We start from the raw sequence: 24048 nt of genomic DNA, 5'->3' as shown, positions 1-24048 counted from the left end.
AATGGAGGAAGAGAAGATATATAAGGATATAGAACTTCGCAGTGAAGAAGTGCAGGAGGTGATGAACCACATTTCTCCCTGGGTAGTGAGGTGTGGGATTACTGTCTTGGCAGTGATTCTGTTGATGGTACTGGTTGGTTGTTGGATATTCAGGTATCCGGACACCTTGGCGGCAGAGGTGACTCTGGCCACGGAGGAACCTCCCGCCTTTGTGCTGTCACATGCTACTGGGAAACTCGATACGCTTTATGTGAAGAACGGGAGTTCGGTGGAGGCAGATACGGATTTGGGTGTGATTGGTAATGCGGCATGTTCTGAAGATGTACGTCTCCTTAAGAAATGGATGAAGGCATGGGAAACGCAGGATTATGATTGGCAGAAAGGAGTGGAGCTTTTTATCGGCAGGCGCTGGCAGTTGGGGGAACTGCAATCGGCTTTTGCAGCTTTCATTACTTCACTTACAGAATATGCACGTTTTATGGAGTTGGACTATTACGCTCGGAAACTTCGTTTTCAGGAAAAACAACTGGGTGGACAACGCTCCTATCTTCGGTTGGCAGAGCGGGAATATGAGTTGATTGATAAGGATATAAAGCTTGCCGAGAGTATGTATATCCGTGATTCTATTTTATATGTGCGCAAGGCGATGATTGCTGCGGAATTTGAGGAGTCTGGAAGCAGATATTTGCAAAGTTTGCGTTCTAAAGAAGAGGTACGTATGAGTTTGCTTCAGGCAGAAATGCAGTTGGTGCAACATGAGGAGAATATGTTGGATATACGTAAGCAAGCATACGATGAGGAACAGAGTCGTCGGACTGATTTAAAGAATGCCATAGGGCAGTTAGCCGCGCAATTGAGTGCATGGGAGCACTCTTATTTATTGAAAAGTCCGGTCAGGGGGAAGGTTACTTTTATGACGGTTTGGAGTCGTAACCAGAATGTGAAAGCCGGTGAAACGGTTTTCACGATTCAGCCATCCGACAGTTCAAGGGTGTTAGGTAAGGCTCTACTTCCTTTGCAGGGTTCGGGTAAGGTACATGTGGGACAGCGGGTGCATATACGTCTGAATAATTATCCCGACCAGGAGTTTGGCTATGTAAAAGGGCAGGTTGCAAGTATCTCTCCTGCTCCAACGGAAGAGGGAATGTATATAGTAGAAATAACTTTGCCTGACGGCATGCAGACCAACTACGGCAAACAGCTACCTGTTTCGCGTGAGTTGAAAGGTACGGCAGACATTATCCTTGCTGACAAGAATGTACTGGAAAGGTTGTTGGCTCCGTTGAGGAAAGTGGTGGAATATGAAAAATGAAAAATAGTTCTATGTAAATTTCGTAATTCATTTGTTTTTAGTATGTTTGTGCTATTCGTATATATAGTATGAAATACTAAGGAAGAGAATGTTCTTAATGAAAGTATGAAAAGAAGAGTTAAAGCATTGACTGTTGTTTTGGCAATATGTCTTATAACTGTTTTTATTCGATGTCAGTCGAATGAAACTCCTATTCAGCAACTTATAGTTGTTGTGAATGGGGATTCTATTGAGATGGTTTTTGTGAAAGGAGGTACATTTATGATGGGATGTACAGATGAGCAGGGATGTGACTGTGAGGATAACGAGAAACCAGCACGTAAGGAGTCGGTATCTGATTTTTACATAGGAAAATATGAAGTTACTCAAAGGCTGTGGAGGGCGGTTATGGATACTGATTCCATTTTGCCGTTTAATGGGGGATGCGAAGATTGCCCGATGGAAAATGTAAGCTGGAAAAATGCGCAGGAGTTTATCGGTAGATTAAATGCTATGACCGGTAAAACATTTCGTCTTCCGACTGAGGCCGAATGGGAATACGCAGCGCGTGGTGGACACAAAAGTAAGCACTATAAATACAGTGGCAGCAATCAGGTAAGTGAGGTGGCTTGGCATGTTGGGAATTCCTCTGGCGGACAATATGGAGAAGCTGGAACTACCCGTCCGGTAGGTCTGAAAAAAAGCAATGAATTGGGATTGTATGATATGAGTGGCAATGTTTGGGAGTGGTGTGGTGATTTGTACACTAAAGAATACAAGCAAGGTGGTAAGTCTATCCATCCGGGATGGCCTTTTGAGGGTACTTATCTTTTTTTCCGCCGAATATTGCGAGGTGGAAGTTGGGGAGGAACAGCAAAGGGGTGTCGGGTGTCGTACATTGATTACGACATTGAGAATTATAGTGACGAGTATGGAGGTTTTCGCCTTGTGATGGAGCCGGAATCGATTAAATAATGTAATTAATGATGATAAGTGATATTTTACTACTTTCAGAGTAATGAATAGAAATGGTATGAGATATATGTGGAAATTCTTTTTATTATTGATGTTGGTTGTAACTTCGTGTTCCGAAAAGCAGATTGATGGCAATGTAATTAATGTTGCGGAAGCAATGAGTAGATTGTCAGAAGGACAATCTGTACAAAATTTGTTTTCCAGCATAAGTTATATTCCTTTGGAGACTAATGAGCAGGCTATTATAGGAAAATATCCGGAGTGCATAATTATGGATAGTGCGATATTGGTATCTTCTGTCCATCAAAATCTGAAGCTTTTTGACCGTACTAACGGGAAGTATATTCGGGATATTGGACACGTAGGTACTGATCCGGAAGGATATGCAAAGGATTCATGGGGGAAAGTGAGCTTTTGGGCTGATACGGTTCGGAGAACCGTTTATCTATTGGGATGGAATAATGATTTCCTACTATATGGATTTGATGGGAAATATAAGGATAGAATTCGATTACAAGATACAGTCAATTGTATTCTGTCCCAAAATTACTATTTGATGGATGCGGACAGAATTTGGGGACATAATAAAATGAAACTCTCTCCGGAGACGCCATCAGTCTTTTATATGGATAGAAATACGATGTCATTGACCGGTATTGCTACATGGAATTCAGCCCTGCTTCCCATGGATGAGGTTTTGTCGGTTTCAAATTTGTTGGGGGGCAATGTTGCTTATGGAGGTGACTTGGCAATGGCAGAATTTGTTGGTGACCGGAAATATTATACGGCAATCAATAGCCCTTCGTTATGGAAATCTAAGGATGCCATCCGAGTGAAACAAGCTTTTAATGATACTATCTATACTATTTCAGAGCAGGGACTTACTCCATATCTGGTTTTTGAACTGGGTGAGTGGCACTGGAATGAGCAGCAGCAATTGGATGTAGAAGGATGTGATAAGAAAATAGCCATAGACTATATTCTGGAGAATGCAGAGTACATCTATTTCCATTTTCATACAAGCTTATATTTAGAAGAAAGTCAGTCATATTGTGGATTTTACCATAAGGAAAAGAAAACTGTTGTTTGCCAAAAGGGTGATAGCTTATTTGATAAAATGAATAATCAGCATATCCAAATCAGGGGAGTCACTTCGGATGGACATTTTTTTGCTTTGTTACAACCGGATGAACTCAGTGATGATAATCAACGGAGAATGGGAGTAGAAGAGGAAGGTAACCCTATTATGGTCATGCTTTATTAAGTACTTATTCCGTCGTCTTCCCCCTTGCATCCAAATACCCTCTTTTAAACATATCCACGAACAGAAAGAATAGTGACAAGAGCAGTGGCCCGAAGATGACACCCATGAATCCGAAGAGGGACAAGCCGATTACAACTCCGAAGACAGTGATAAGCGGATGAATGTCCGCCATTTTTTTCTGGATGATGAAGCGTATCAGGTTGTCGAGCTGTGAAATGACTGCACCGCCATAGATGGCCAGGCCGATAGCTTGAACCCAGTTGCCTATCAATGCCATGTAGACAGCTATCGGAAACCATACCAGCGCTGTTCCTACCATTGGGATGATGCTGGCGAAGCAGGTCAGGAAACCGGCGAACAAGATGTTGGGAGCACCGAAAATCCAGTAGCCTATCATGGCTACTCCTCCTTGTATGACGGCGAGTAAGGGGATGCCGATGGCATTGGAGCGGACAATCATGTTGATTTCGTGGATGACGTTTTGTGTATTGTCATCGTTGAACGGCAGTAGGTCGTTGACGTACTGTTCCATCTTTTTGCCCCCTATCAGCATGAAGTAGAGTACAAAGACCAGTACGAAGATGTTGACGGCAAAACTGCTGATACCTCCCATGATGGCTTGCCCGATGCGGGGAAGAATTGAAATGACGTATGCCACCGTGTCTTTCCCCAAGATATAGTAGCCGGTTTTGGCTTTAATGATGTTGGCCGCTTCTTCGAAAGGAGCTATAATGGCTTGCGGGTCCAGATTGATGTTTTGAAGATTGACCACAGCCAGCCATACCACCAGCCCAAGCGGAACCAGAAAGCAGAGAATTGCCTCTGCCGTAATGAGGGTGGCAGCTATGCTGCGCTTCATTTTCCGCTTGTCGGAAAGATACATCATCTGCTTTCTCACCAGGATATAGATAGTCAAGGCTCCCAGCAGACCGCCCATGAATGGGGCTATTTGTCTGAAAAGAATGATTCCCAGCCCGATAATGATAGCTATCAATGAATATTTCCAGTATTGTTCTTTTGTGCTCATAAAGTTCCTGTATTTCTTAGTAAAGAAACATAAAAGAAGTTGAAAAGGTTTGGAAATTGTGGCCGGAATTCAATATTTATCCTTCGTCCAGCCAGCCTACCCCCTGGCGTATGATTTCCGGCTCCCCATTGGTGCAATCCACTACGGTAGAGCCTTCCGTACCGCCGATACCGCCGTCTATTACCAAATCGACAATATCACCGAATTTCTCGTCAATCAGTTCCGGGTCTGTGCAGTATTCAATGTCCTCATTGTCATCATGCGGCAATGTAGTTGTCATGATGGGAGCATCCAGCAGGCGGGCTATTTCCTGAATGATGGAATTGTCCGGCATACGGATGCCGACCTCCTTACGGTTACGGAATATCTTGGGCAGGCGGGTGGTGCCGTTCAGAATGAAGGTGAAAGCTCCGGGCAGATTACGCTTCATCAACTTGAAGGTGCTGTTGTCCACTTTGGCGTATTCGCTGACCTTGCTCAAGTCGTAGCAGATGATGGAAAGATTGTTCTTCTTGGGGTCGATGTCCTTGAGGCGGCAGATGCGCTCGATGGCGCGCTCCTTCAGTCCGTGGCAGCCGATGGCATACATGGTGTCGGTAGGGTAGATAAGGATACCTCCGTCATTCAGTAGGTCGATCACCTGCTGCAGGTCGGCGGGATTGTTATTTTTTTCATAAAGTTTCAGAAGCATGGCAGAAATGGATTTGAGTTTTATATTACATGCAAAAATAGATAATAATCAGCTTATAAACAAGCAATTCACCTTTTTAGCATCTCTTTCTCCAGTTTCTTTATCTTCTTCCAGGCCTCTTTGAATTTGGGACAGAGGGTGACGGCTTTCTCATAGTTTTTCATGGCCGCCTCCTTCATGTCATGCTTCAGGCATTCGTCACCCATAAGGATGTATTCGCGGGCATACTTCACGAGGGCTTTCTCTTTCTCCAATGCTGCTTGCTTCAGTGCACGGTTTTCCTCTTTCAGACGGTTGATGATGTTCAGCTTCCGGCGGATGAGGCGCTGCACGTTGGGCTTCTCGATGTCGTAGCGGGAATGGATGGCTTTGAAAAACTCATCCAGGAAAGTGCCGAAGTCCCCTTTGTCGAAGGCTTTGGCGGCGGCAACGTATTGAAGGTCTGCCTGTGCTTGCTTCAAGGCACGGTCGATGGCGGTGCGGTTGTTGAAGCGTTCGGAGAAGCTGACAATCTCCGGACGCACGAATACATCGGCACGGCTGATGGGCTTTTTCAGCTGGATGCCTTCCAACGAGGTGCAACGGCTGAGGGCTACGTATGCCTGCCCACCGGCAAACACGCCGCCGGTAAAGTCGATGACTACCCGGCTGAAGGTCAGCCCTTGGCTCTTGTGTACGGTGATGGCCCATGCCAGGCGCACGGGATATTGTGTAAAGGTTCCCAGTTCTTCCTCTTCAATCTGTTTCTTCTCTTCGTTGTACTTGTAGCGGATGTTTCGCCACGACTCTCGTTTGACGTCACATTCCTTGCCGTCGTCGGTGATGACGTAGAGGGTCTCTTCAATAGGGTCGAAGCCGCTGATGACGCCGATGGTGCCGTTCACCCAGCGGCGGTCGAAGTCATTCTTGATGAAGATGATTTGTGCGCCCGGTTTCAGTACCAGTTCCTGCGAGGTGGGGAGGCTGCTTTCGGGAAAGTCTCCCATGATTTCGCCGTAGAAGGTGACCGGGTCACCGGGAAGTTCCGCCAGTTTCTTGTCGTTGATGTAGTCCACATTGTCACGGCGGGTGGCGAGGGTGATGTACATGTCGGCTTCCGATTGCTCTATTTGGGTGCCATAGCGGGTGTTGAGCAGCTGAAGTTCGGTAGAGCCGACGGTATTGTTGCGGATGTGGTCCAGCACATGGATGAACTTGCTGTCTGTTTGACGGTATACTTTCTGCAGTTCGATGGAGACAAGGTCTATCTGGCCGAATACCCTGGCAGAGAAGAAATAAGGGGTAGGGTAGAATCGGTTCAGTATCTCCCGTTCATCTCCTTTGACGACGGGTTCCAACTGGAACACATCGCCCACCAATAATATCTGTTTGCCACCGAAGGGTTCGCGCAGGTTGCGGGAATAGACGCGCAGGATGCGGTCTACGGCGTCGATGATGTCGGCGCGTACCATGGAAATCTCGTCGATGATGACCAGTTCCAGTTCTTCCAGTAGTTTGCGGTGGGGTTTGGTGTATTTGAAAAATTCGTGGATGCGTCCCCGTTGCAGACTGAAATTCGGGTCATCGGGCAGCAGGGGGTAGAAAGGCAGTTTGAAGAAGCTGTGCAGGGTACTGCCTCCGGCATTGATGGCGGCTATGCCGGTAGGGGCAAGCACTACATGCTTTTTCTTCGTATTCGCGCAGATATATTTCAGGAAGGTCGATTTGCCCGTACCTGCCTTGCCCGTCAGGAATACGGACTGACGGGTATACTGAATGAGGTTCAAGGCGTCTTGAAACTCTTTGTTTTGTGTATCGGGAACGAAGCTCAAAAGATTTCAGATTTATGATGGATTCCCGACTATGCCGAAATATTTCAGGGCGTTGGCGATACCGTCTTCATCAACAGAAGTGGTTGTGTAGTTACTGGCAGCTTTCACGTCGTCATTGGCATTGCCCATGGCTACACCGATACCGGCATGGCGCAACATGCTGATGTCATTTCCTCCGTCGCCGAAGGCCATGGTTTCTTCCAGCTTGATGCCGAAGTGGCGGATAATTTGGTCGATACCGTTTTGCTTGGTGTTTCCTTTGGCTGTCACGTCTACGAAGGCAGGATGCCAGCGGCCCATCTCGCAGTGGGGGACGGAGGGCAGGATGATTGCTTCTTCCTCGGCGTTGATAAAGGGAGTCAGCTGGAAGAAGGCTTTGTCGGCATGGCTGTCGGTATAGGGCTTTGCTTCGATGGGGTCCACTTTGAGTTGGCGATGGAAGATTTCCTCCACTACTTCGCCGGGCTGGTTCACGCAGATGTCGTGCTCTCCCACCAGGATGCATGGGATGTTGCGTTCGTGGCAGAAAGCTGTCAAGGCATCCACTTCCGCTGTCGGTATGGGGCTTTTGTAGATAACGGTGTCTTCTACAAAGCAATAGGCGCCGTTCATCGTGATGTAGCCGTCTATCAGATTCCGTTCCTGCAAGGCGGACAAGTTGTTGATGATGACGCGCGGACGTCCGGTAGAAATGAAGATATGTATGCCTTTGGCCTTGGCGGCAGTCAACGCTTCAATAGTGGAAACGGGAATTTCGTGGGTCTTGAAGCTGACCAAGGTTCCGTCGATGTCAAAAAACAGAGCTTTTATCATAAGGGGTTCTTTTATCTTGTGCGCGAAATTACTTAAAAAAGCGAAGATATTTCGTACTTTTGCGCACAAATAAATGATAAATAACAAATGAAGAAACATTCTTTGAAAGATTGGATGATAGCGGTGCGTCCGTGGTCATTCCCCGCCTCTTCGATGCCGGTGGTGGTGACGTTGGCATATCTGTATTGGATGCGGCAGGACATAAACTGGGTGAACGGCATCTGGGCATTGCTGAACATCGTCGTGTTTCACGCTGCCGGGAATACCTGGAGCGATTATTTTGACTATAAGCATAAGGTCGATGCAAGGGATACCTTTGGCGCCAAGACCTTGACCGACGGGATGTTTGCTCCGCGCGAGATATATGGCTTGTCGATGGCATTGCTGGCAGTTGCCCTTGTTGCGGGTGTCGGCCTGCTGTGGCGTACGGGGTTGCCGTTGCTGTACATCGGTATAGGCGGCGCGGCTTGCTCGTTGCTTTATCCGCCGCTCAAGTATCGTGCGTTGGGCGATGTCGTCATCTTTTTGGCGTATGCCTTGCTGCCGACGTTGGGTACCTGCTATGTGGCTACGGGAGTAGTTGACTGGAATGTCTTGTGGATAGCTCTGCCGGTGGGACTGATTACGGTGGCCATTCTGCATGCCAATAATACACGGGATATGCGTACCGATGCCCGTGCCGAGATTCAGACACTGGCCATGAAGCTGGGAGGAAAGGCGTCGATGTACGTTTATTGTGCCGAAGTCCTTTTCCCTTTTGGCTGGATAGCTGGCTTGATAGCTGCGGGAACTCTTCCTCTATGGACCCTGCTGGTGATGCCGGCACTGGTTCCTGCCATAGGCAATGTACGGGTGGTGTCCCGTTTTCCCGGAAAGGGAGAAAGTGCCATAGCCGGTCTGGATGAGATGACGGCAAAACTCCAGTTGTTGTTCAGTCTGCTGTTCACGTTGTCGTTCGTTGTAGCCGGTTTGCTGTCATGAAGAAGCTGATTTTTACCATTCTGCTGGCTGCCGTGCTGTGGACGGTCATGTTTTCGCCTTGGACGGCTCCTTTCGTGAATTTCTGGTGGATGATGACCGGTTCTGCGCTCACGCTGTCCGTGTTTGCCACCTTGTTCAATCCCGGCTGGTGGCGGGAGGTGAAGTGGAGCTTGCCGAATGTCTTGCTGGGAATTGGCATTGCTGTTGCTTTGTGGGGCGTTTTCTGGTTGGGAGACAAGGTGTCATCTTGGATGTTCGATTTTGCCCGTCCGCAGGTGGACTCCATTTATGGGATGAAAGAGGGAGAGTCTCCTTGGCTGTTGGCGGCATTGCTACTGTTGCTGATAGGGCCGGCGGAAGAGATTTTCTGGCGCGGCTATGTGCAACGCACGCTTTCCAAACGCTGGAATCCGAATGCGGGTTTTGTGGTGGCTACTTTGATTTATGCACTGGTGCATGCCGGTTCCTGCAACTTCATGCTGGTCATGGCGGCTCTGGTGGTGGGGGCGGCATGGGGCGCGCTTTACCGTTTCTTTCCGAACCGCTTTGCCGCTATTATCTTGTCTCATGCAGTGTGGGATGTGGCGGTATTTATATTTTTCCCGATATGATTATTGTTTACAAAAATAAGGCAGCGGTAATGGGTCGTATAAAAACAAAACAAATTGATGCGTTGAATTATAAAAAAGCAAGCATATGACTTACAATTTTGATGAAGTAATAGAGCGCCGTGGTACCGACTCCGTGAAATGGGACGGTGTGAAGAGTGTATGGGGGCGCGATGACCTCCTCCCCATGTGGGTGGCAGATATGGATTTCCGCACGCCTCCGTTTGTGATGGAAGCCTTACGGAAGCGTCTTGAACATGAAGTGCTGGGCTATACGTCTGCGTGTGAGGAATGGTATACTTCCATTTGTAGCTGGCTCAGTCGTCGCCATGGTTGGGACGTCACTCGCGAGATGCTGACTTTTGTACCCGGCATTGTCCGCGGTCAAGCCTTCGCATTGCAATGCTTCACCAATCCCGGCGACCGGGTAATAGTGATGACTCCCGTTTATCATCCCTTCTTCCTGGTGACGCAACGCATGAAGCGCGAAGTGGTTTACTCTCCGCTCGACCTGAAAGACGGACAGTATCAGATTGACTTTGAGCGTTTCCGTAAGGATATACAAGGATGCAAAGTATTGATTCTCTGCAATCCCCATAACCCGGGCGGGCGTGTATGGACGGTGGACGAATTACGCCGGATTGCTGATATTTGTACGGAAAGCCATACGTTTGTCATCTCCGATGAAATTCATGCCGACTTGACTCTGCCACCTTACAAACACCATCCTTTTGCTACTGTTTCGGGGGCTGCCGCGCAGAATTCCCTCACCTTCATGGCACCCAGCAAAACATTCAATATGCCGGGATTGGGAAGTTCGTACGCCATTATCCTCAATGAGGACATCCGCCACCGTTTTCAGGAGTTCATGGAAGTGGGCGAGTTCAGCGAAGGGCACATGTTGGCCTATATCGGTGCGGCTACTGCCTATATGCATGGTGAGGAATGGTTGGAACAGCTGCTGGACTATATAAAGGGCAATATCGATTTCACGGAGAACTACCTGCGCGAGCATATTCCGGGCATCGGCATGATACGTCCGCAGGCTTCTTACCTGATTTATCTGGACTGCCGGGGATTGGGGCTGACTCAGGAGGAACTGGTGAGATTATTTGTAGACCAGGCACACCTGGCGCTGAATGACGGTACCATGTTCGGTGAACCGGGCAAGGGATTTATGCGGCTGAATATCGGCTGCCCGCGTTCGGTGTTGGAGCAGGCGCTGAAGCAACTGGAAACTGCGGTTGCAGACAAATGATAGAAAAAACTATATCTCCTATATTATGAATAGATTACCTTTCCTTGGACTATTGTTTGCGTTGCTGTGCCTTGTTACCTGCCGGCAGATGAATGAGGCACATCTGTTACATCTGGCAGAAAAGCAGGTGAATATGAATGTGGACAGCGTGTATGCCTTGCTGGTACAGATAGAGAGGCCATCGCAACTTTCGGATGAGGAGAGGCTGTTGTATGGATGGCTGAATGCTTATGTGCACTATAAACGGCACAACTCGATGGCGGAAGATTCCTTGATATTGCCTGCTTCCGATTATTACGTCTTCCGCAACGACACGGCGAAGAATCTGTTTTCCTATCAGTTGAAAGCCTGGTACTGGTATTGGCTGAAAGAGCACGAACGGTGTATAGCTGCCATTGACAGCGGCGTAGCTTTGGCCAAGGCGCTGCAGGACACGGGAAGAATGGCTGATATGCTGATTGATAAGGCATACTGGTATGTGTATGTCTGGAAAGATTATGAGAAAGCGATAGAAACTTTCCGTACCGCCATAGCTTTGGACGCAAGAGCCGGAAGCTTCTTCTCTATGGGAATTGCCATGGGGCTGAACAAGAATGATTCTGCATCCTATTACATGGAGCGCAGCATAGAACTGGCAGTGGAGGCAGGAGATACCAGTAAGATAGTGCATTATTTGCGTAACTATGCCCAGATGCAGGCTTACTCTTTTGATGAACCTTCCGGTGCAATAGCTACTATTCGTCGTATGGAGCAGTATGTCATCGACCCGGTGCAGTTGCGTATGGGAGATCTGGTGAAAGTGGAAGTGTTCTTGAAAGAAGGGCTGCTTGATTCGGCGGAATACTATTTGAATAAGGAGAGGAAACGTGGCGAGGGCCGGAACCGGTTTCTGACGGAAGAGAATATGGTGGCGGTATATAGGGCATTGATAGATTATACACGTCACCGTACGTTTGATGTGCTGGACGTGGCGCGCTATAATGATTCTGTAGCCAATGCTCTTACTGCGTTGCAGAGTACTGTCCGGCGTAAGGACGAGTCGAAGGAGACGCTTTCGCAAGCCAACTTGATTCTGACGGTGGAACGGAAGCAGGCACAGTTGAATTTGTTGCTGGCACTGTTGGTACTGGTGCTTGCAGGTGGCGGTGTGTCCCTTTATGTCCGTAACCGGCGTAACCGGTTGATTGAAGCGGAAGAACGGGCGGAAACACTGACCCGGCTGTTGGAAGATGCGACCAAGAACCAGTCGAAGGAGGAAGACGGACAGTTTTTCCGGAAAATACTGTTGCAGCAATTAGGCATGATACGGCTGGTGGCTAAACAACCTACCTCGCAGAATTAGGAGCTGCTTCGCCGCATTTCGGGTATTACCAGCCATGAACTGCCGGTAGAGAGTTTGCTGGTATGGGAGGACTTGTACCCTATCATAGACCGGATGTATGATAACTTCTACACAAAGATGGACAGCCGTTTTGGAGATGTGCTCATTGACAAAGAAAAGCAGCTTTGCTGCCTGCTCTGTGCGGACTTCTCGACGAAGGAGATTAGTGTGGTGACACAACAAAGCATTCCTACCATTTACCAGCGAAAGACGAATATCCGCAAGAAACTGGGGATGGGGGAGAAGGAAGGCATTGTAGAGTTTATAGGCAGCATATAGACCGGAAAAGGCATAATATAGACTTTTGTAAAATTAAAGTGTTGATATGTAGTGATTTGTAGTCTTGGGGTATAGACTTTTTATTCCCCGATATAGACCGTTTGAGGCATGTTTTACCCCTATCTTTGTTTCAGCGAAATACAAAGAGTAAAACATTGAAATCAAACGCATAATGAAAGAAAATCTACTGAACAACGTTAGAAAAAGAGTGATGGTATGGATGGCCTTGGCAAGTATGGCCACTTTCCTTTCCGCCCAGACTTACCGGCTTTCCGGTTGTGTGCAGGACGAGAACCGCCAACCGGTAGAGGTGGCGAATGTGCTGCTGAAGCAGGCAAAAGACAGTACCTATATTACCGGTATGCTGACCGACACACAAGGTTGTTTTTCCTTTGACCAGCCACTGGGAGAATACTTGTTGCATATTACCCTTATCGGCAGCGAAGACCTCTACGTTCCCGTTGTGCTGCAAGGAAACAAAAACGTTGGCGAATTGACATTGAAATCTTCTTCCGCCTTGCTGGACGAAGTGACCGTTACGGCCGCGCGTCCCGTTATCAAGCGTCTGGTGGATAGGGTAGTGTTCGATGCACATAATACCATAGCCTCTGCCGGAGGCAGTGCACTCGACCTTCTGCGTGAAGTGCCCGGTCTGCAGGTTGGACAAAACAGTATTGGTATTATAGGTAAAGGGGGTATCAAGGTTTATATCAACGACCGTGAGACGAAGCTGTCGGGAGATGAACTGATAGATTACCTCCGTTCCTATGACGCCTCCCAGATACTGAAGGTGGAGGTGATTACCACGCCTCCGTCCAAGTACGATGCCGCCGGAAATGCAGGCATCATCAATATCCGCTTGAAGTCACGTCCCAAAGATTACGTGGGTGGTACGGCTTCCGCTTCCTACAGCGCTGGTGAAAAGGACAATTACGGATATGGCGGGGTAAGCCTGAATCTCAGCAAGGGGCGCGTGTCATCCTTCCTCAACGGGGGTACTACGCAGGGCAACTATGAGACGTGTGAGAAGAATTACCGCTATTTTCCGCAGAACACCTGGAACAGCCGTGCCGACTACACCAATTACATGAATAGCTTCTACCTTCAGGGAGGTGTGGACGTATCGTTGGAACGGGACTGGACTGTAGGTATGCAGGCCATCTATAATCACAGTGCTCCCAAACCGGGCAACGCCCTTTCATGGACGGAAGTTTACGATGCCTCTACCGCCGTATTGGATTCTTTGCTGTACTCCAACAGTGACAAGGATACCAGTTCCGACCGCCTCAATCTGAATTTTCATACCGATAAGGTCTGGGATGACAAAGGCAAGAAAATGACTTGGGATGTGGATTACCTGCGTGACAACCGGGACGAAAATATGGGCTTTCTCTCGAAAACCCTCCTGCCTGACGGTACGGAGATTCCGGGCACAAACTTCGATTACAACTATCTGCAACATCGCAAGGTAGATGTAGTCTCCTCCGCTCTTGATTTCATCCTTCCTTTTGAAAAGTACAAGATAACGGCAGGTGCCAAGGTCTCCTTTACCAACACTCGCAACGGTATCAATTACGATACGTCGGACCCTACGCTGGTGCAGGATGATTATTTCCGTTACAAGGAGCAAATCTATGCCTTATATGCTGATTATAGCCGTGAATATTCCGAACGTTTTTCCATGCAGTTGGGCTTGCGTATGGAGCACACTCGCACTACCGGTATTTCCGAAGCGAAGGATACGGAGGACAAGCACGACTATACGCGCTTATTCCCTACTGTCTATCTGCTTTATTCGCCTACTGACGGGCATGCGCTGAACTTCAGTTTCTCCAACCGCATCTCCCGTCCGTCACAGAATATGGTCAATCCTTTTCCGTTCTATCAGAACAAGTACACTTACGCTTGTGGTCGTGAAGACTTGAAACCTAGTTATACTTACAATGTCGAGCTGGGATATACGTTGAAGAATAACTTCAATGTTTCTGCCTATTATTCTTATTCGGACGATGTATTCTTCCAGGTTGTGGACTTGGATGCCGAAACGAATGTGACCTCTTTTCTCTGGGAGAATTTCATGCAGACGCATGCTTTCGGGCTTAACAATTCGTACACTTTCCGTACCAAATGGCTGCAAGCTTACGCCCAGCATGGAGTGAGCTATCGCCGGACCACCTCCAGCGCTGCCACCACCTCTCCCGAGGAGAAAGGGTGGGCTTATGACGCCAGTCTGCGCAACACTTTCTTCTTCAATGAAAAGAAGACTCTTCTGGCTACGTTGTCCGGTTCCTATTCTTCCCGTCAGTATCAGGGCATCTATCTGATGAGCCCCACTTACAGTATCAGTGCAGGTATGCTTTACCGGTTGTTGGACAATAAGCTCAGCCTCAGCCTGAATGTCAACAATTTGTTTGTCAGCCATTCCAAATTGGAAACCATGTCCAACGGGCTGAAGATAATTGCCGACAATCAGTTTGCCTTTACCAGTTTCCATATCGGTGTATCCTATACTTTCGGTGGTGATATACGTAGCAAGGGTCAGCGGAACAGTAACGAGGATATTCAGAGGAGGCTATAACGCGGAAAGGGTGCTACCCGGTTTCCCCCTTTTGTTGCTAAGTGAGAGATTGTCGAACTTTCATTGTGGAGCGTTATTGTATAGGCTTTCTAATGTATATGAAGGGTCATTGGAGAAATACCCTTTGGTCATGACATCTATCACATCCTTTCCATTGTTGACATAAGTTCCTGTGGTGTGATTCATCAGCCCGGAACATTCCCGTCCGGCGCCGGCATTGCCGTTGTCCCAATAGAATACGGCCATGCCATTGGTGCGTGCAGCTTTGCATACATATTCCAGGTAGTATTTGCGGAATGCTTCAGAACGGTTGTTGTTGCGGTGTACGCACCCCATTTCTCCAATGTATACGGGAATCCCTTTTTCTACGTAAGCGGTTCTTAATGCTGCAAAGACTTTCTTAAGATGCTCTTCGTCTCCCCAGCTCTCTTTTTTACTGGGGGCGCCGGTGTGTCCCCACTCTGCAAATTTATCTTCCAATGCGAAGGTGGCAGGGTCGTAGTAGTGTACTGATATTAACAGACGGTCTTGTGCCGGGTCTGTCGGGAGCTGCAAGTGTTTTATAGTAAGATTAGGGCTTGTGCAATAGCCGCTGATACCCAAGTAGCGGGTTGCATTGTTGCCGCCGGTGGCACGGACGGCATCTACAAAAACTTGTTGCCATTCGTTGAGTATGGCATATTGTTTGCCTCCGTCGGTGGTATTGGTGCCAGAGCCCCATCTTCCGTCATGGATTTCATTGAGGCCTTCAAAAATGAGGAACTCGCCTTTGTTCTCGAAACGTTGGGCTATTTGTGTCCACATGGATTTGAGTTGCTCTTTGATAGCGGTATTCATGTCCTTGTTTTGTGCTGCTCCTACGATGTCAAGCCAGCGATGCTCGTCAAAACCGTCTTCGTGGATGTGGCGGTGTCCGTCATGATGGATGTTGATAATGGCTTTCAGTCCGGCTTTTTCAGCATATTCCACTACTTCTGCCACGCGGTTCATCCAGTCCGTGTCGATGTGATAGTGTGGGGCCTCGCCTACTTTTCCCAACCAGGTAACGGGGATGCGGACTGATGTAAATCCGGCTTGTTTTACTTTCAAGAGTGTTTCTTGTGTAACTTTGCCGTTGCCCCATGAGGTTTCGTCGGCTATTTCGTTTACATGGGCATCAAGCTGGTTACCCAGATTCCATCCGAGCCCCAACTCCTTTGCCACTTTTACAGCAGGGAGATTCTCATCTATGGCAGGTTTGCTCTCTTGTTCATTATTTGCAGCCTGGGTGATGATGATGCTGGTTTCTTTTTCACCGGCCGTGATAGTTATGCCGGCTTCACGGGCATTCCCTTTATTGGCTTTTGCTGTAAATGTAAATGACGTAAGGCTATCGGAAGAAGTATTTGATTTCAGTGTTATCCACCCGGCATCGGATTGGGCTGTTGCGATGGGATAGGATGAAACACGGATGGTTATTTCGCCACCGGCAGCTGCGAGATTCTGAGGGGATACACTTTTCACGGTGAGATAGGGCAACTCCTCTATGGAGGAATTGGAGCTGGAACAGGACAAAATGTTTATGGACAATAGTATTGCCATTACATTCTTCAAGCAGATGAATTTTGTGCTCATAAAATCAGTTTTATAGGTTTATGGCGACAAAGGTAGTGGCAATGGGGTTATGTATAGTTTGAAATCCTGCATATAGAGGTTTGAAATCCTACAAATCAGCCTATATTCATTCTTTGCCCGGTGTATCGGCTGGGTTGGACACCGAAATATTTCTTGAATAAGGTGCTGAAATATTTGGAGTTTACAAATCCCGTTTGTATGGAAACATCGGTCACCGGTATTCCTTGTTGCAGTAGGGCGGCAGCTTGCTCAAGGCGGATAATACGGATGAAGTCTTGCGGGGTATGCCCGGTAAGAGCTTTCAGCCGTTCGTGGAAGAGAGTCCGGCACATAGCCATGTGCCGGCAGAGCCGGTCAATGTCGAATTCAAAATCGCTTATGTTATCTTTCACGATTTGGGTTGCTTTTTCCACAAAGGCACTGTCCGCATTATTGGGCACGGCAGATTGTACAGGCATTTCCTTGATGGTCTTGTCTGTTGAAAGGGTATGTTGCAGAGCAATTTGCGTATAGTATTGCCGCAGGCGTCTGCGATTCTCTATTTGTGCCTGAATTTTGGCTTTCAGTATATCTATGTCGAAAGGTTTGGCTATGTAATCATCGGCTCCTTTCTGCAATCCTTCTATGATGGATGTTCTGAAGGTCTTGGCGGTAAGTAGTATGACCGGTATGCCCGAAGTGGCAGGAGTGCTTTTTATTCGGTGGCACATCTCGTCACCCTGCATGCCGGGCATCATTATATCAGACAAAACTAAACTGGGGTATTGAGTTTCCATATATTCCAATGCTTCTTGGGCGTTGGATTTGTCTACGACCCGGTAAACCGGCTCGAATATACGGCGCATATAGAGGCGGAGTTCATCATTGTCTTCTACGATAAGCAACGTGTCTTTATCCGGGTCACAAGGCATGGTGCTTTCGGTAGTGACGGACCTTTCCATAACTGGAGTGGTAACGGATATCGCAGAATTTGTGACTATAACCCTATTGAGTATGAGCGTAAATTCCGAGCCTTGGTTCACGACGGAGCTAACCTTTATGTCGCCTTTCAGCAAAGCGGCAAACCTCTTGGCCTGCAATAGTCCCAGGCCGATGCCTGGAGTGCCGGAACTGATGGCATTGCTGGCACGGAAAAAGCTTGTGAACAGTTTCTTTTGCTCTTTGGGCGAGATGCCGATTCCAGTGTCACTCACGATAATCTTTACCTTGCTCGCTTCGGTTTTCACGCTGATGCTGATTTTTCCTCCTGTAGGGGTATATTTCAGGGCATTGGATAAAAGGTTGGTGAGTATTCGGTTCAATAATTGGGGGTCGGCCCATACCCCAAGCTGGCAGTCAATGCTGCTTGTATGCAATGTTTTCTGTTGCTGCTGGCAGAGAGGTTGGAAGACGGTAAAAAGATTGTCCATGATCTGTTTTAGCGGCACAGCTTCTATTTTGGGGAGCATGCTGGAATGGTCTATCCGTTCAAAATCAAGTAGCTGTGATAATATATCCAGTAATTTGTTGAGATTGGAATGTGCCAACTCTATGGATCGGGTAGCGTTTTCATGGAGTGTGGAGTCATGGCGAAGTTCGTCCAGAGGGGCTTTGATAAGTGTAAGCGGGGTGCGGATGTCATGGGCTATGCTTACGAAGAAAGCGATTTTTTCGTTCATGTAGTGGCGTACCAATTGTTGCTGTTTACTTTTTATAACTGCTCCTATTATACAGCATAGTGTCATGATGTATAATAACCATGCCCACCAAGTGTTCCACCACGGCTGACAAATTGTGATACATGTAGTCCGGCTGCTCAGTATGAGTCCGCTATTAAGGCTATATGATTGTATACGGAATTGGTATTTGCCCGGTGACACATTGGTGTAGCGCAGATGCTCATTGTTTCCCAGTTTGTTCCAGTCGCGGTCAAACCCCTGAAGCATGTATTCGTATGCAATGTCTTCCTGATAGCGGAAGCTTACAGACTCGAATTCCATTGTGAATGAATTATGGCGATATGATAAAGTAATGGTGCTATCCGCCAGCATTTGCATGAGTTCCGGGCGCATACTCGCAGACACTCTGGCGTCTATGTTGTCTATTCGGAAGTCGGTGAGTTGTAAGGATGGGGCCTGATAGGAAGTCAGTGAAATGTGAGGTTTGAATATCAGTACACCAGTGGTACTTCCCAGTGCTATGCGCCCGTCGGCTAAAAGAATGGCTGCGGAACGGTTGTAGAATCTCGACATCACTTGCTCGAAATTCTGGTTGTATATTTGCATGGACGGCTGCGGAGGAAGGCATGCCAAACCGTGATCGGTAGTAATCCATAACCTATTGCTATGGTCGATGAGTAAGGCACTCACACGGTTGGACGGCAGGCGTTGTTCGGTAGAGAATGTCTTTTTTTCAGCAGTTTGCAAGTTGTACAAATAAAGACCTCCACCGTCAGTTCCCAGCCAGGCTTGCTCATCGTCTACAAATGCTATGGATTGAATGAAAGCATTGAAGTCTTCTCCTTTGTTGTCGGTACTTTTAAACAAATGTGTGTGTGTCCCGGTATGTTTGTTTATCAGTACCAGTCCGTCTACTGTACCTACAGCAATGGTATGTGCATCCTTTTGCACTATGCAGCGTGCTTTAGTTACGTTGTGTGACTTCCATTGCCGGGTGGAGCACTCCAGTTGCAGCAACTGATTGTCCATGGTCCCTATCCATAGATCTTGGTCTGTATCAAACAATACTGTAGAGAGGTAGTCGGATGGCAAGCTGCTATTGTTGCTAAGGTAATGGTGTAATATTTCTCCCTGACTGTTGAGAAGAAATAGTCCATTGCCATAAGTACCTGCAGCAATGTTGTTCTTGGAATCAATGGAGACACTTAATACCACATTACCTGCCAGTATCTGTCTGCATCGGTTGTTTTGGGGATTGTATATGTTGATACCGTCATCGGTGGCAATCCACAGTTCACCGTTGCGCTGTTCACAGAATGCATTTACATTGTCATCGGCTAAGGAGGGCTCTTCTCCTTTGTGATGTCTTAGTAAAGTGGTGGTGGTTTCTTCGGGCATCATGAGAAAGGCGCCGCCAGTGTAGGTGCCTATCCATATGTTGTCTTCACAATCTCGGCATAAGGAATATACTCCCATAGCAGTAAGCATTCGGTTGGTACGTGTAAAGAGTGGTTCTGCCCCACCGGTCGGGTAGTTGTAGGTGTAGACTCCATCTCCGTCAAATCCTAATAGGATAGTAGAAGGTGTCATTTCTACCATGGAACGAATAGGAGTATGAGGAAGAGTTGCAGCGTGGGTTGGTTGCTCTTGCCATGAGTTGAGGTTGATGCTTTTTATTCCACTATTGAAAGTGCCTATTAATAATGTATCACTGTCTGATGGCGCTAAAAGGCTTTGTACATAGGTGCCTGGACAGAGCTTATGCAGTAAAATCCTATCCTTGGAATAGATACGCAGGCCACATGTGCTACCTATGGCAATGCCTTGAGGCAATTCTGTGATATAGGTCACATGGCTCTCTGAATCGATAAGCTGAGGCACTTCACCAAATCTGCAACAGTAGAGCCCGGTACTCAGTCCTATCCACAATTGTTCTTGAGAGTCGATAAGAAGGTACTGAAGGACCAGCCCCGTGTAGATATGTTCTGCTAAATCAAGGTAGAGTTCGAATTGGTCAGTAAGCAAGTTGTATTTGTAAATCCGTCCTACATTATTATAAGCATAAAGTGAATTGTTGGGGCTTATAGCTAACATGGTGGTGCTTCCTGAAGCATCGGATAATTTTTGATTGGTTCCTAATTGGTAGCTTTTCATCGAACGGCCATTGAAACGGTTGATGCCATCAAGGGTAGCCATCCATATAGCTCCTGACTTATCTGTGGCAATGGAGAAAACCCGCAGGCTGTTCAATCCTTCTTCGGTGCCAAGTTGCAGGCTGGAAAAACGCTGGACATGCTTTTCTGCATTGGCTGAGATTGAGGACAGTGTGAAAAAAAGTAAGATTAAAGTTTGTATAATTTGTTGAGTGTGGATATACATTTGATGTGCAGTATTGGTTAACGAGCACAAAAATACATTAACCGAGTGAATGTTCAAAGCAATAATTCAATAAGTTCTATTTTTTGAAGTCGTGTACATTGGAAATCAAACTTTTGTACTAATTCTGTGAGAACTCAAACCTGATATGTAGGGATTCAAACCCTATGAATGAGTACTTTGATGAACTTTGTAACCCGACTGAGAATCTGATTTACTAATTTTATATATAATATTATGAAAGTAAAGAAATGTAAAAGCACGTTACTCTACAGTACACTTGTTCTCTGTTTGTGGGGAGGTTTTCCGCAAGTGAGAGCTACCTCATTTGAGAGTTTTGCCATAGAACAGCAAAGCAACAAAGTTATAGGTACTGTGAAAGATGAGTTTGGTCCGGTGATAGGGGCCTCTGTCGTTGAAAAAGGAACCAGCAATGGTGTAGTTACCGACTTAAACGGCAAATTCAGTTTAAACGTCAAACCCGGCGCAACGTTAATCATTAGTTTTGTGGGATACAAGCAGCAGGAGGTGAAAGCCGGCAATGTTCCACTGAATATTGTACTTGAAGAGGACAGCAAGATGCTGGGTGAAGTGGTGGTAACCGCTTTGGGTATCAAACGTGAGCGCAAGGCTTTGGGATACGGTGTGGCTGAGGTACAAGGTGAAGCATTGACTAAGGCCAAAGAAACGAATGTCATCAATTCAATGGCGGGCCGTGTTCCGGGTTTGGTCGTAACCCAGACCGCGGGTGGAGCCTCAGGCTCTTCGCGTGTAATATTACGTGGTAGTACGGAAATGACCGGTAATAATCAGCCTTTGTATGTGATAGACGGTGTGCCTTTGGATAATACAAATTTTGGTAGCGCCGGTACTTATGGCGGTTTTGACCTTGGTGACGGTATTTCCAGTGTAAATCCCGATGATATTGAGAGCATGTCGGTATTGAAAGGACCGGCTGCATCGGCTCTTTATGGTAGTCGTGCCAGTCATGGTGTAATCCTTATCACTACCAAGAAAGCCAATAAGGATAAAATCAGCGTGGAATACAATGGAACTATGACTTTTGATACCCAGTTGGCTAAATGGGATGATGTCCAGCAGATTTATGGTATGGGCAGTAATGGTACTTATCCCATCAATGCGGTGTCTAATACCAACATGAGCTGGGGAGCCAAAGCCGATGGTACCAATATGCTTAAGTATTTTGATGGTGTGGAACGTCCTTATCTGATTGTTCCTGACAATACTTCCCAGTTCTTCCGCACAGGCTTTACTGCAACTAACAGTGCTATCATTGGGGTGAATAATGGCAAGACCGGTATTCGTTTTACCTATACTGATATGCGCAACAAAGATATCGTACCAAAGACTCATATGAGCCGGGACATCTTCAATTTGCGTGCCAATACTACTGCCGGGAAATTTGACTTGGACTTCAGTGCCAACTATACCCGTGAAGATGTGAAAAATCGTCCGGCATTGGGAGACAGTAAATCAAATATAGGTAAGAATCTGATGACCTTGGCAACCACTTATGATCAGGAATGGCTTAAGACTTATCAGGATGCCAACGATGAATACTCTAACTGGAATGGCATGGACCCTTATAATGTGAATCCTTATTGGGATGTTTACAAGAACTCAAACAACTCCAAGAAAGATCAATTCCGTTTCAATGGTAAGGTTGTCTGGAACATCACCCAACACCTGAAGATACAAGGGACAGCAGGAGCCGAGCTTAATTGGTTTACTTTTGAAGACTACAAGGCTCCTACCACGCCAGGATATGAATCCGGTTACTTGCAGAATAATAATTTCCGTAATCGAATGTATAATTTCGAACTTCTGGCACTCTATAATAACTCTTGGGGAGATTTCGACTTTAATGCGACATTGGGCGGTAACTTGTACAAGGTGAATAACCAGACTATAGTCACTACTGCCAAGGACATGAAGATTCGCGATGTGGTGGCTTTGATGAGCTTCAATGAAGTAAGTGTAGAGCCTTACAGTTATCGTAAGCAGATTAACTCTGTTTATGGTGCGGTAAACTTGGGTTGGAAGCACATGCTTTATTTTGATGCAACCCTTCGTGGCGATCAGTCTTCCACATTGCCCGTCAGTAATAACATGTACATTTATCCTTCTTTCTCCGGTAGCTTTGTATTCTCCGAGTTGCTGAAGTTGGGTGACAAGCTTCCTTATGGTAAAGTGCGTATGTCATGGGCGCAAGTAGGTAGCGATACCGATCCATATCAGCTCGGATTGGTGTATACCAAGTCTAAGTTTGCTTATCCCGGTTATACTATTGGTTATATCAGTAACGGTACTATCCCCAATAAGGATTTGAAACCTACCAAGACCAATTCATTCGAAATGGGTCTGGAACTGAAATTCCTGAAGAACCGTATCGGCTTGGACTTCACTTATTACAGCCAGCTTAGCAAGAATCAGATTATGGGGATGGCCAGCTCCTCGACTTCCGGTTACGGCTATCGTTTGATTAATGCAGGTGAAATTGAGAATAAAGGTGTGGAAATAGCTTTGAATACTCGTCCGATTCAAACGAAAGACTTCTCTTGGAATTTGAATTTCAACTTCTCGAAGAATAGTAACAAGGTGAAGAAACTGGTGGACGACATGGATATGTTTGAACTGGAAAAGGCTACATGGCTTGACGTACAAGTGGCTGCCAAGGTAGGTGAGAATTTCGGCTCTATCGTAGGTCCCGACTTCCAGCGTAACGAAAATGGTGATATCCTTATCGACCCCTCAACCGGATTGCCTATGTACGACAAGAGCAACCATGTACTGGGAAATGCGTCCTGGGACTGGACTGGCGGTGTCTATACCAACTTCTCCTACAAGAATATTTCACTTTCTGCCGTGTTTGATGTGAAGGTGGGAGCAGACCTTTATTCTATGTCAGCTCGGGCCGCGCATGAAACAGGCAAGAGCATGGCCACTTTGGAAGGGCGTGAAGCATGGTATAAGTCTGAAGAGGCCCGTCAGGCAGCAGGCTATGCCAAGGATTCTCCTGACTGGATACCCACCGGCGGTTTTATTGCTCCGGGTGTGATAGACAATGGTGACGGCACTTATCGTGAAAATGACATTGTGATTAATCCCGAGAAATACTGGATGAGTGTTTGTCGCAATGCCCCTTCCATGTTTATCTATGATAACTCTTATGTGAAGTGTCGCGAAATTACATTGAGCTACACCTTGCCCAAGGCTTGGCTGAAGAATGTGGTAGACGGACTAACTATATCGTTTGTTGCCCGTAATCCGTTCATTGTCTGGAAGAATATTCCGAACATTGACCCGGACTCCAACTACAACAATACCACCGGTATGGGTATGGAGTATGGTTCGCTGCCTTCACGCAAGAGTTACGGTTTCAATGTCAATGTGAAATTTTAAGAGACCCCATGAAATTTATC

The 24048-nt window shown here is 46.9% G+C and carries 14 protein-coding genes and 1 pseudogene; 9 read left to right on the top strand and 6 right to left on the bottom strand.

Going from position 1 to position 24048, the window contains the following annotated elements:
• The first annotated feature begins 1 nt into the window (after position 1).
• The 3 genes from DWY57_RS18700 (at position 2) to DWY57_RS18690 (ending at position 3530) form a co-directional block, all read left to right on the top strand.
• Positions 2-1312, top strand: a complete 1311-nt coding sequence (locus DWY57_RS18700; protein WP_005835293.1) for an HlyD family efflux transporter periplasmic adaptor subunit — start codon at positions 2-4, stop codon at positions 1310-1312.
• A 105-nt stretch (positions 1313-1417) separates the two neighbouring features.
• The gene (locus DWY57_RS18695; RefSeq protein ID WP_117599396.1) at positions 1418-2266 is read left to right on the top strand and encodes a formylglycine-generating enzyme family protein; all 849 of its coding nucleotides are present in this window, start codon (positions 1418-1420) and stop codon (positions 2264-2266) included.
• 67 nt (positions 2267-2333) lie between these two features.
• Positions 2334-3530 carry a 6-bladed beta-propeller gene (locus tag DWY57_RS18690; RefSeq protein WP_009037123.1) on the top strand — a complete coding sequence of 399 codons (1197 nt, stop codon included), beginning with the start codon at positions 2334-2336 and terminating at the stop codon, positions 3528-3530.
• Between the two features lie 4 nt (positions 3531-3534).
• Here DWY57_RS18690 and DWY57_RS18685 read toward each other — a convergent pair whose 3' ends face one another.
• The 4 genes from DWY57_RS18685 to DWY57_RS18670 all read right to left on the bottom strand — a co-directional run bounded on the left by DWY57_RS18685 (position 3535) and on the right by DWY57_RS18670 (position 7872).
• Positions 3535-4557 (bottom strand): AI-2E family transporter, encoded by a 1023-nt coding sequence (locus DWY57_RS18685; protein ID WP_005823830.1) that lies wholly within the window; start codon positions 4555-4557, stop codon positions 3535-3537.
• 76 nt (positions 4558-4633) lie between these two features.
• Complete coding sequence (locus tag DWY57_RS18680; RefSeq protein WP_022401749.1) at positions 4634-5248, bottom strand: L-threonylcarbamoyladenylate synthase; 615 nt, start codon at positions 5246-5248, stop codon at positions 4634-4636.
• Between the two features lie 68 nt (positions 5249-5316).
• Entirely contained in the window at positions 5317-7059 is a 1743-nt protein-coding gene (locus DWY57_RS18675) for an AAA family ATPase (RefSeq protein ID WP_022401748.1), read from the bottom strand.
• A 12-nt stretch (positions 7060-7071) separates the two neighbouring features.
• Positions 7072-7872, bottom strand: coding sequence for a Cof-type HAD-IIB family hydrolase (locus DWY57_RS18670; protein WP_119962249.1), 801 nt, complete (start codon positions 7870-7872; stop codon positions 7072-7074).
• A gap of 87 nt (positions 7873-7959) precedes the next feature.
• Here DWY57_RS18670 and DWY57_RS18665 point away from each other — a divergent pair, with 87 nt between their 5' ends.
• The 5 genes and pseudogenes from DWY57_RS18665 (at position 7960) to DWY57_RS18645 (ending at position 14957) form a co-directional block, all read left to right on the top strand.
• Complete coding sequence (locus DWY57_RS18665; RefSeq protein ID WP_035450026.1) at positions 7960-8853, top strand: prenyltransferase; 894 nt, start codon at positions 7960-7962, stop codon at positions 8851-8853.
• Positions 8850-9464, top strand: coding sequence for a CPBP family intramembrane glutamic endopeptidase (locus DWY57_RS18660; protein WP_005823820.1), 615 nt, complete (start codon positions 8850-8852; stop codon positions 9462-9464). Before DWY57_RS18665 ends, DWY57_RS18660 begins: the two co-directional genes overlap by 4 nt.
• An 85-nt stretch (positions 9465-9549) precedes the next feature.
• Positions 9550-10719 carry a PatB family C-S lyase gene (locus tag DWY57_RS18655; RefSeq protein ID WP_119962248.1) on the top strand — a complete coding sequence of 390 codons (1170 nt, stop codon included), beginning with the start codon at positions 9550-9552 and terminating at the stop codon, positions 10717-10719.
• Between the two features lie 25 nt (positions 10720-10744).
• Positions 10745-12379: pseudogene (locus DWY57_RS18650) on the top strand (hypothetical protein).
• 172 nt (positions 12380-12551) lie between these two features.
• Entirely contained in the window at positions 12552-14957 is a 2406-nt protein-coding gene (locus DWY57_RS18645) for a TonB-dependent receptor (RefSeq protein ID WP_061411409.1), read from the top strand.
• Positions 14958-15017: 60 nt separating this feature from the next.
• Here DWY57_RS18645 and DWY57_RS18640 read toward each other — a convergent pair whose 3' ends face one another.
• Positions 15018-16571 (bottom strand): cellulase family glycosylhydrolase, encoded by a 1554-nt coding sequence (locus tag DWY57_RS18640; RefSeq protein ID WP_061411411.1) that lies wholly within the window; start codon positions 16569-16571, stop codon positions 15018-15020.
• Between the two features lie 95 nt (positions 16572-16666).
• On the bottom strand, positions 16667-20608 hold the full coding sequence (locus DWY57_RS18635) for an ATP-binding protein (protein WP_119962247.1): 3942 nt from the start codon (positions 20606-20608) through the stop codon (positions 16667-16669).
• Positions 20609-20842: 234 nt separating this feature from the next.
• On the opposite strand from DWY57_RS18635, the gene DWY57_RS18630 reads away from it, so the two are divergent.
• Entirely contained in the window at positions 20843-24028 is a 3186-nt protein-coding gene (locus DWY57_RS18630) for a SusC/RagA family TonB-linked outer membrane protein (RefSeq protein WP_119962246.1), read from the top strand.
• Positions 24029-24048: the final 20 nt, after the last annotated feature.

Source organism: Bacteroides sp. AF25-5LB, assembly GCF_003602965.1.
Lineage (GTDB): Bacteria > Bacteroidota > Bacteroidia > Bacteroidales > Bacteroidaceae > Bacteroides > Bacteroides uniformis.
This window is presented reverse-complemented; position numbering and strand designations above follow the sequence as displayed.

Excerpts from the sequence above, each read along its gene's own strand:
- DWY57_RS18700 (WP_005835293.1), top strand. The coding sequence starts at position 2 with ATGGAGGAAGAGAAGATATATAAGGATATAGAACTTCGCAGTGAAGAA.
- DWY57_RS18695 (WP_117599396.1), top strand. The coding sequence starts at position 1,418 with ATGAAAAGAAGAGTTAAAGCATTGACTGTTGTTTTGGCAATATGTCTT.
- DWY57_RS18690 (WP_009037123.1), top strand. The coding sequence starts at position 2,334 with ATGTGGAAATTCTTTTTATTATTGATGTTGGTTGTAACTTCGTGTTCC.
- DWY57_RS18685 (WP_005823830.1), bottom strand. The coding sequence starts at position 4,557 with ATGAGCACAAAAGAACAATACTGGAAATATTCATTGATAGCTATCATT.
- DWY57_RS18680 (WP_022401749.1), bottom strand. The coding sequence starts at position 5,248 with ATGCTTCTGAAACTTTATGAAAAAAATAACAATCCCGCCGACCTGCAG.
- DWY57_RS18670 (WP_119962249.1), bottom strand. The coding sequence starts at position 7,872 with ATGATAAAAGCTCTGTTTTTTGACATCGACGGAACCTTGGTCAGCTTC.
- DWY57_RS18665 (WP_035450026.1), top strand. The coding sequence starts at position 7,960 with ATGAAGAAACATTCTTTGAAAGATTGGATGATAGCGGTGCGTCCGTGG.
- DWY57_RS18660 (WP_005823820.1), top strand. The coding sequence starts at position 8,850 with ATGAAGAAGCTGATTTTTACCATTCTGCTGGCTGCCGTGCTGTGGACG.
- DWY57_RS18655 (WP_119962248.1), top strand. The coding sequence starts at position 9,550 with ATGACTTACAATTTTGATGAAGTAATAGAGCGCCGTGGTACCGACTCC.
- DWY57_RS18645 (WP_061411409.1), top strand. The coding sequence starts at position 12,552 with ATGAAAGAAAATCTACTGAACAACGTTAGAAAAAGAGTGATGGTATGG.
- DWY57_RS18640 (WP_061411411.1), bottom strand. The coding sequence starts at position 16,571 with ATGAGCACAAAATTCATCTGCTTGAAGAATGTAATGGCAATACTATTG.
- DWY57_RS18635 (WP_119962247.1), bottom strand. The coding sequence starts at position 20,608 with ATGTATATCCACACTCAACAAATTATACAAACTTTAATCTTACTTTTT.
- DWY57_RS18630 (WP_119962246.1), top strand. The coding sequence starts at position 20,843 with ATGAAAGTAAAGAAATGTAAAAGCACGTTACTCTACAGTACACTTGTT.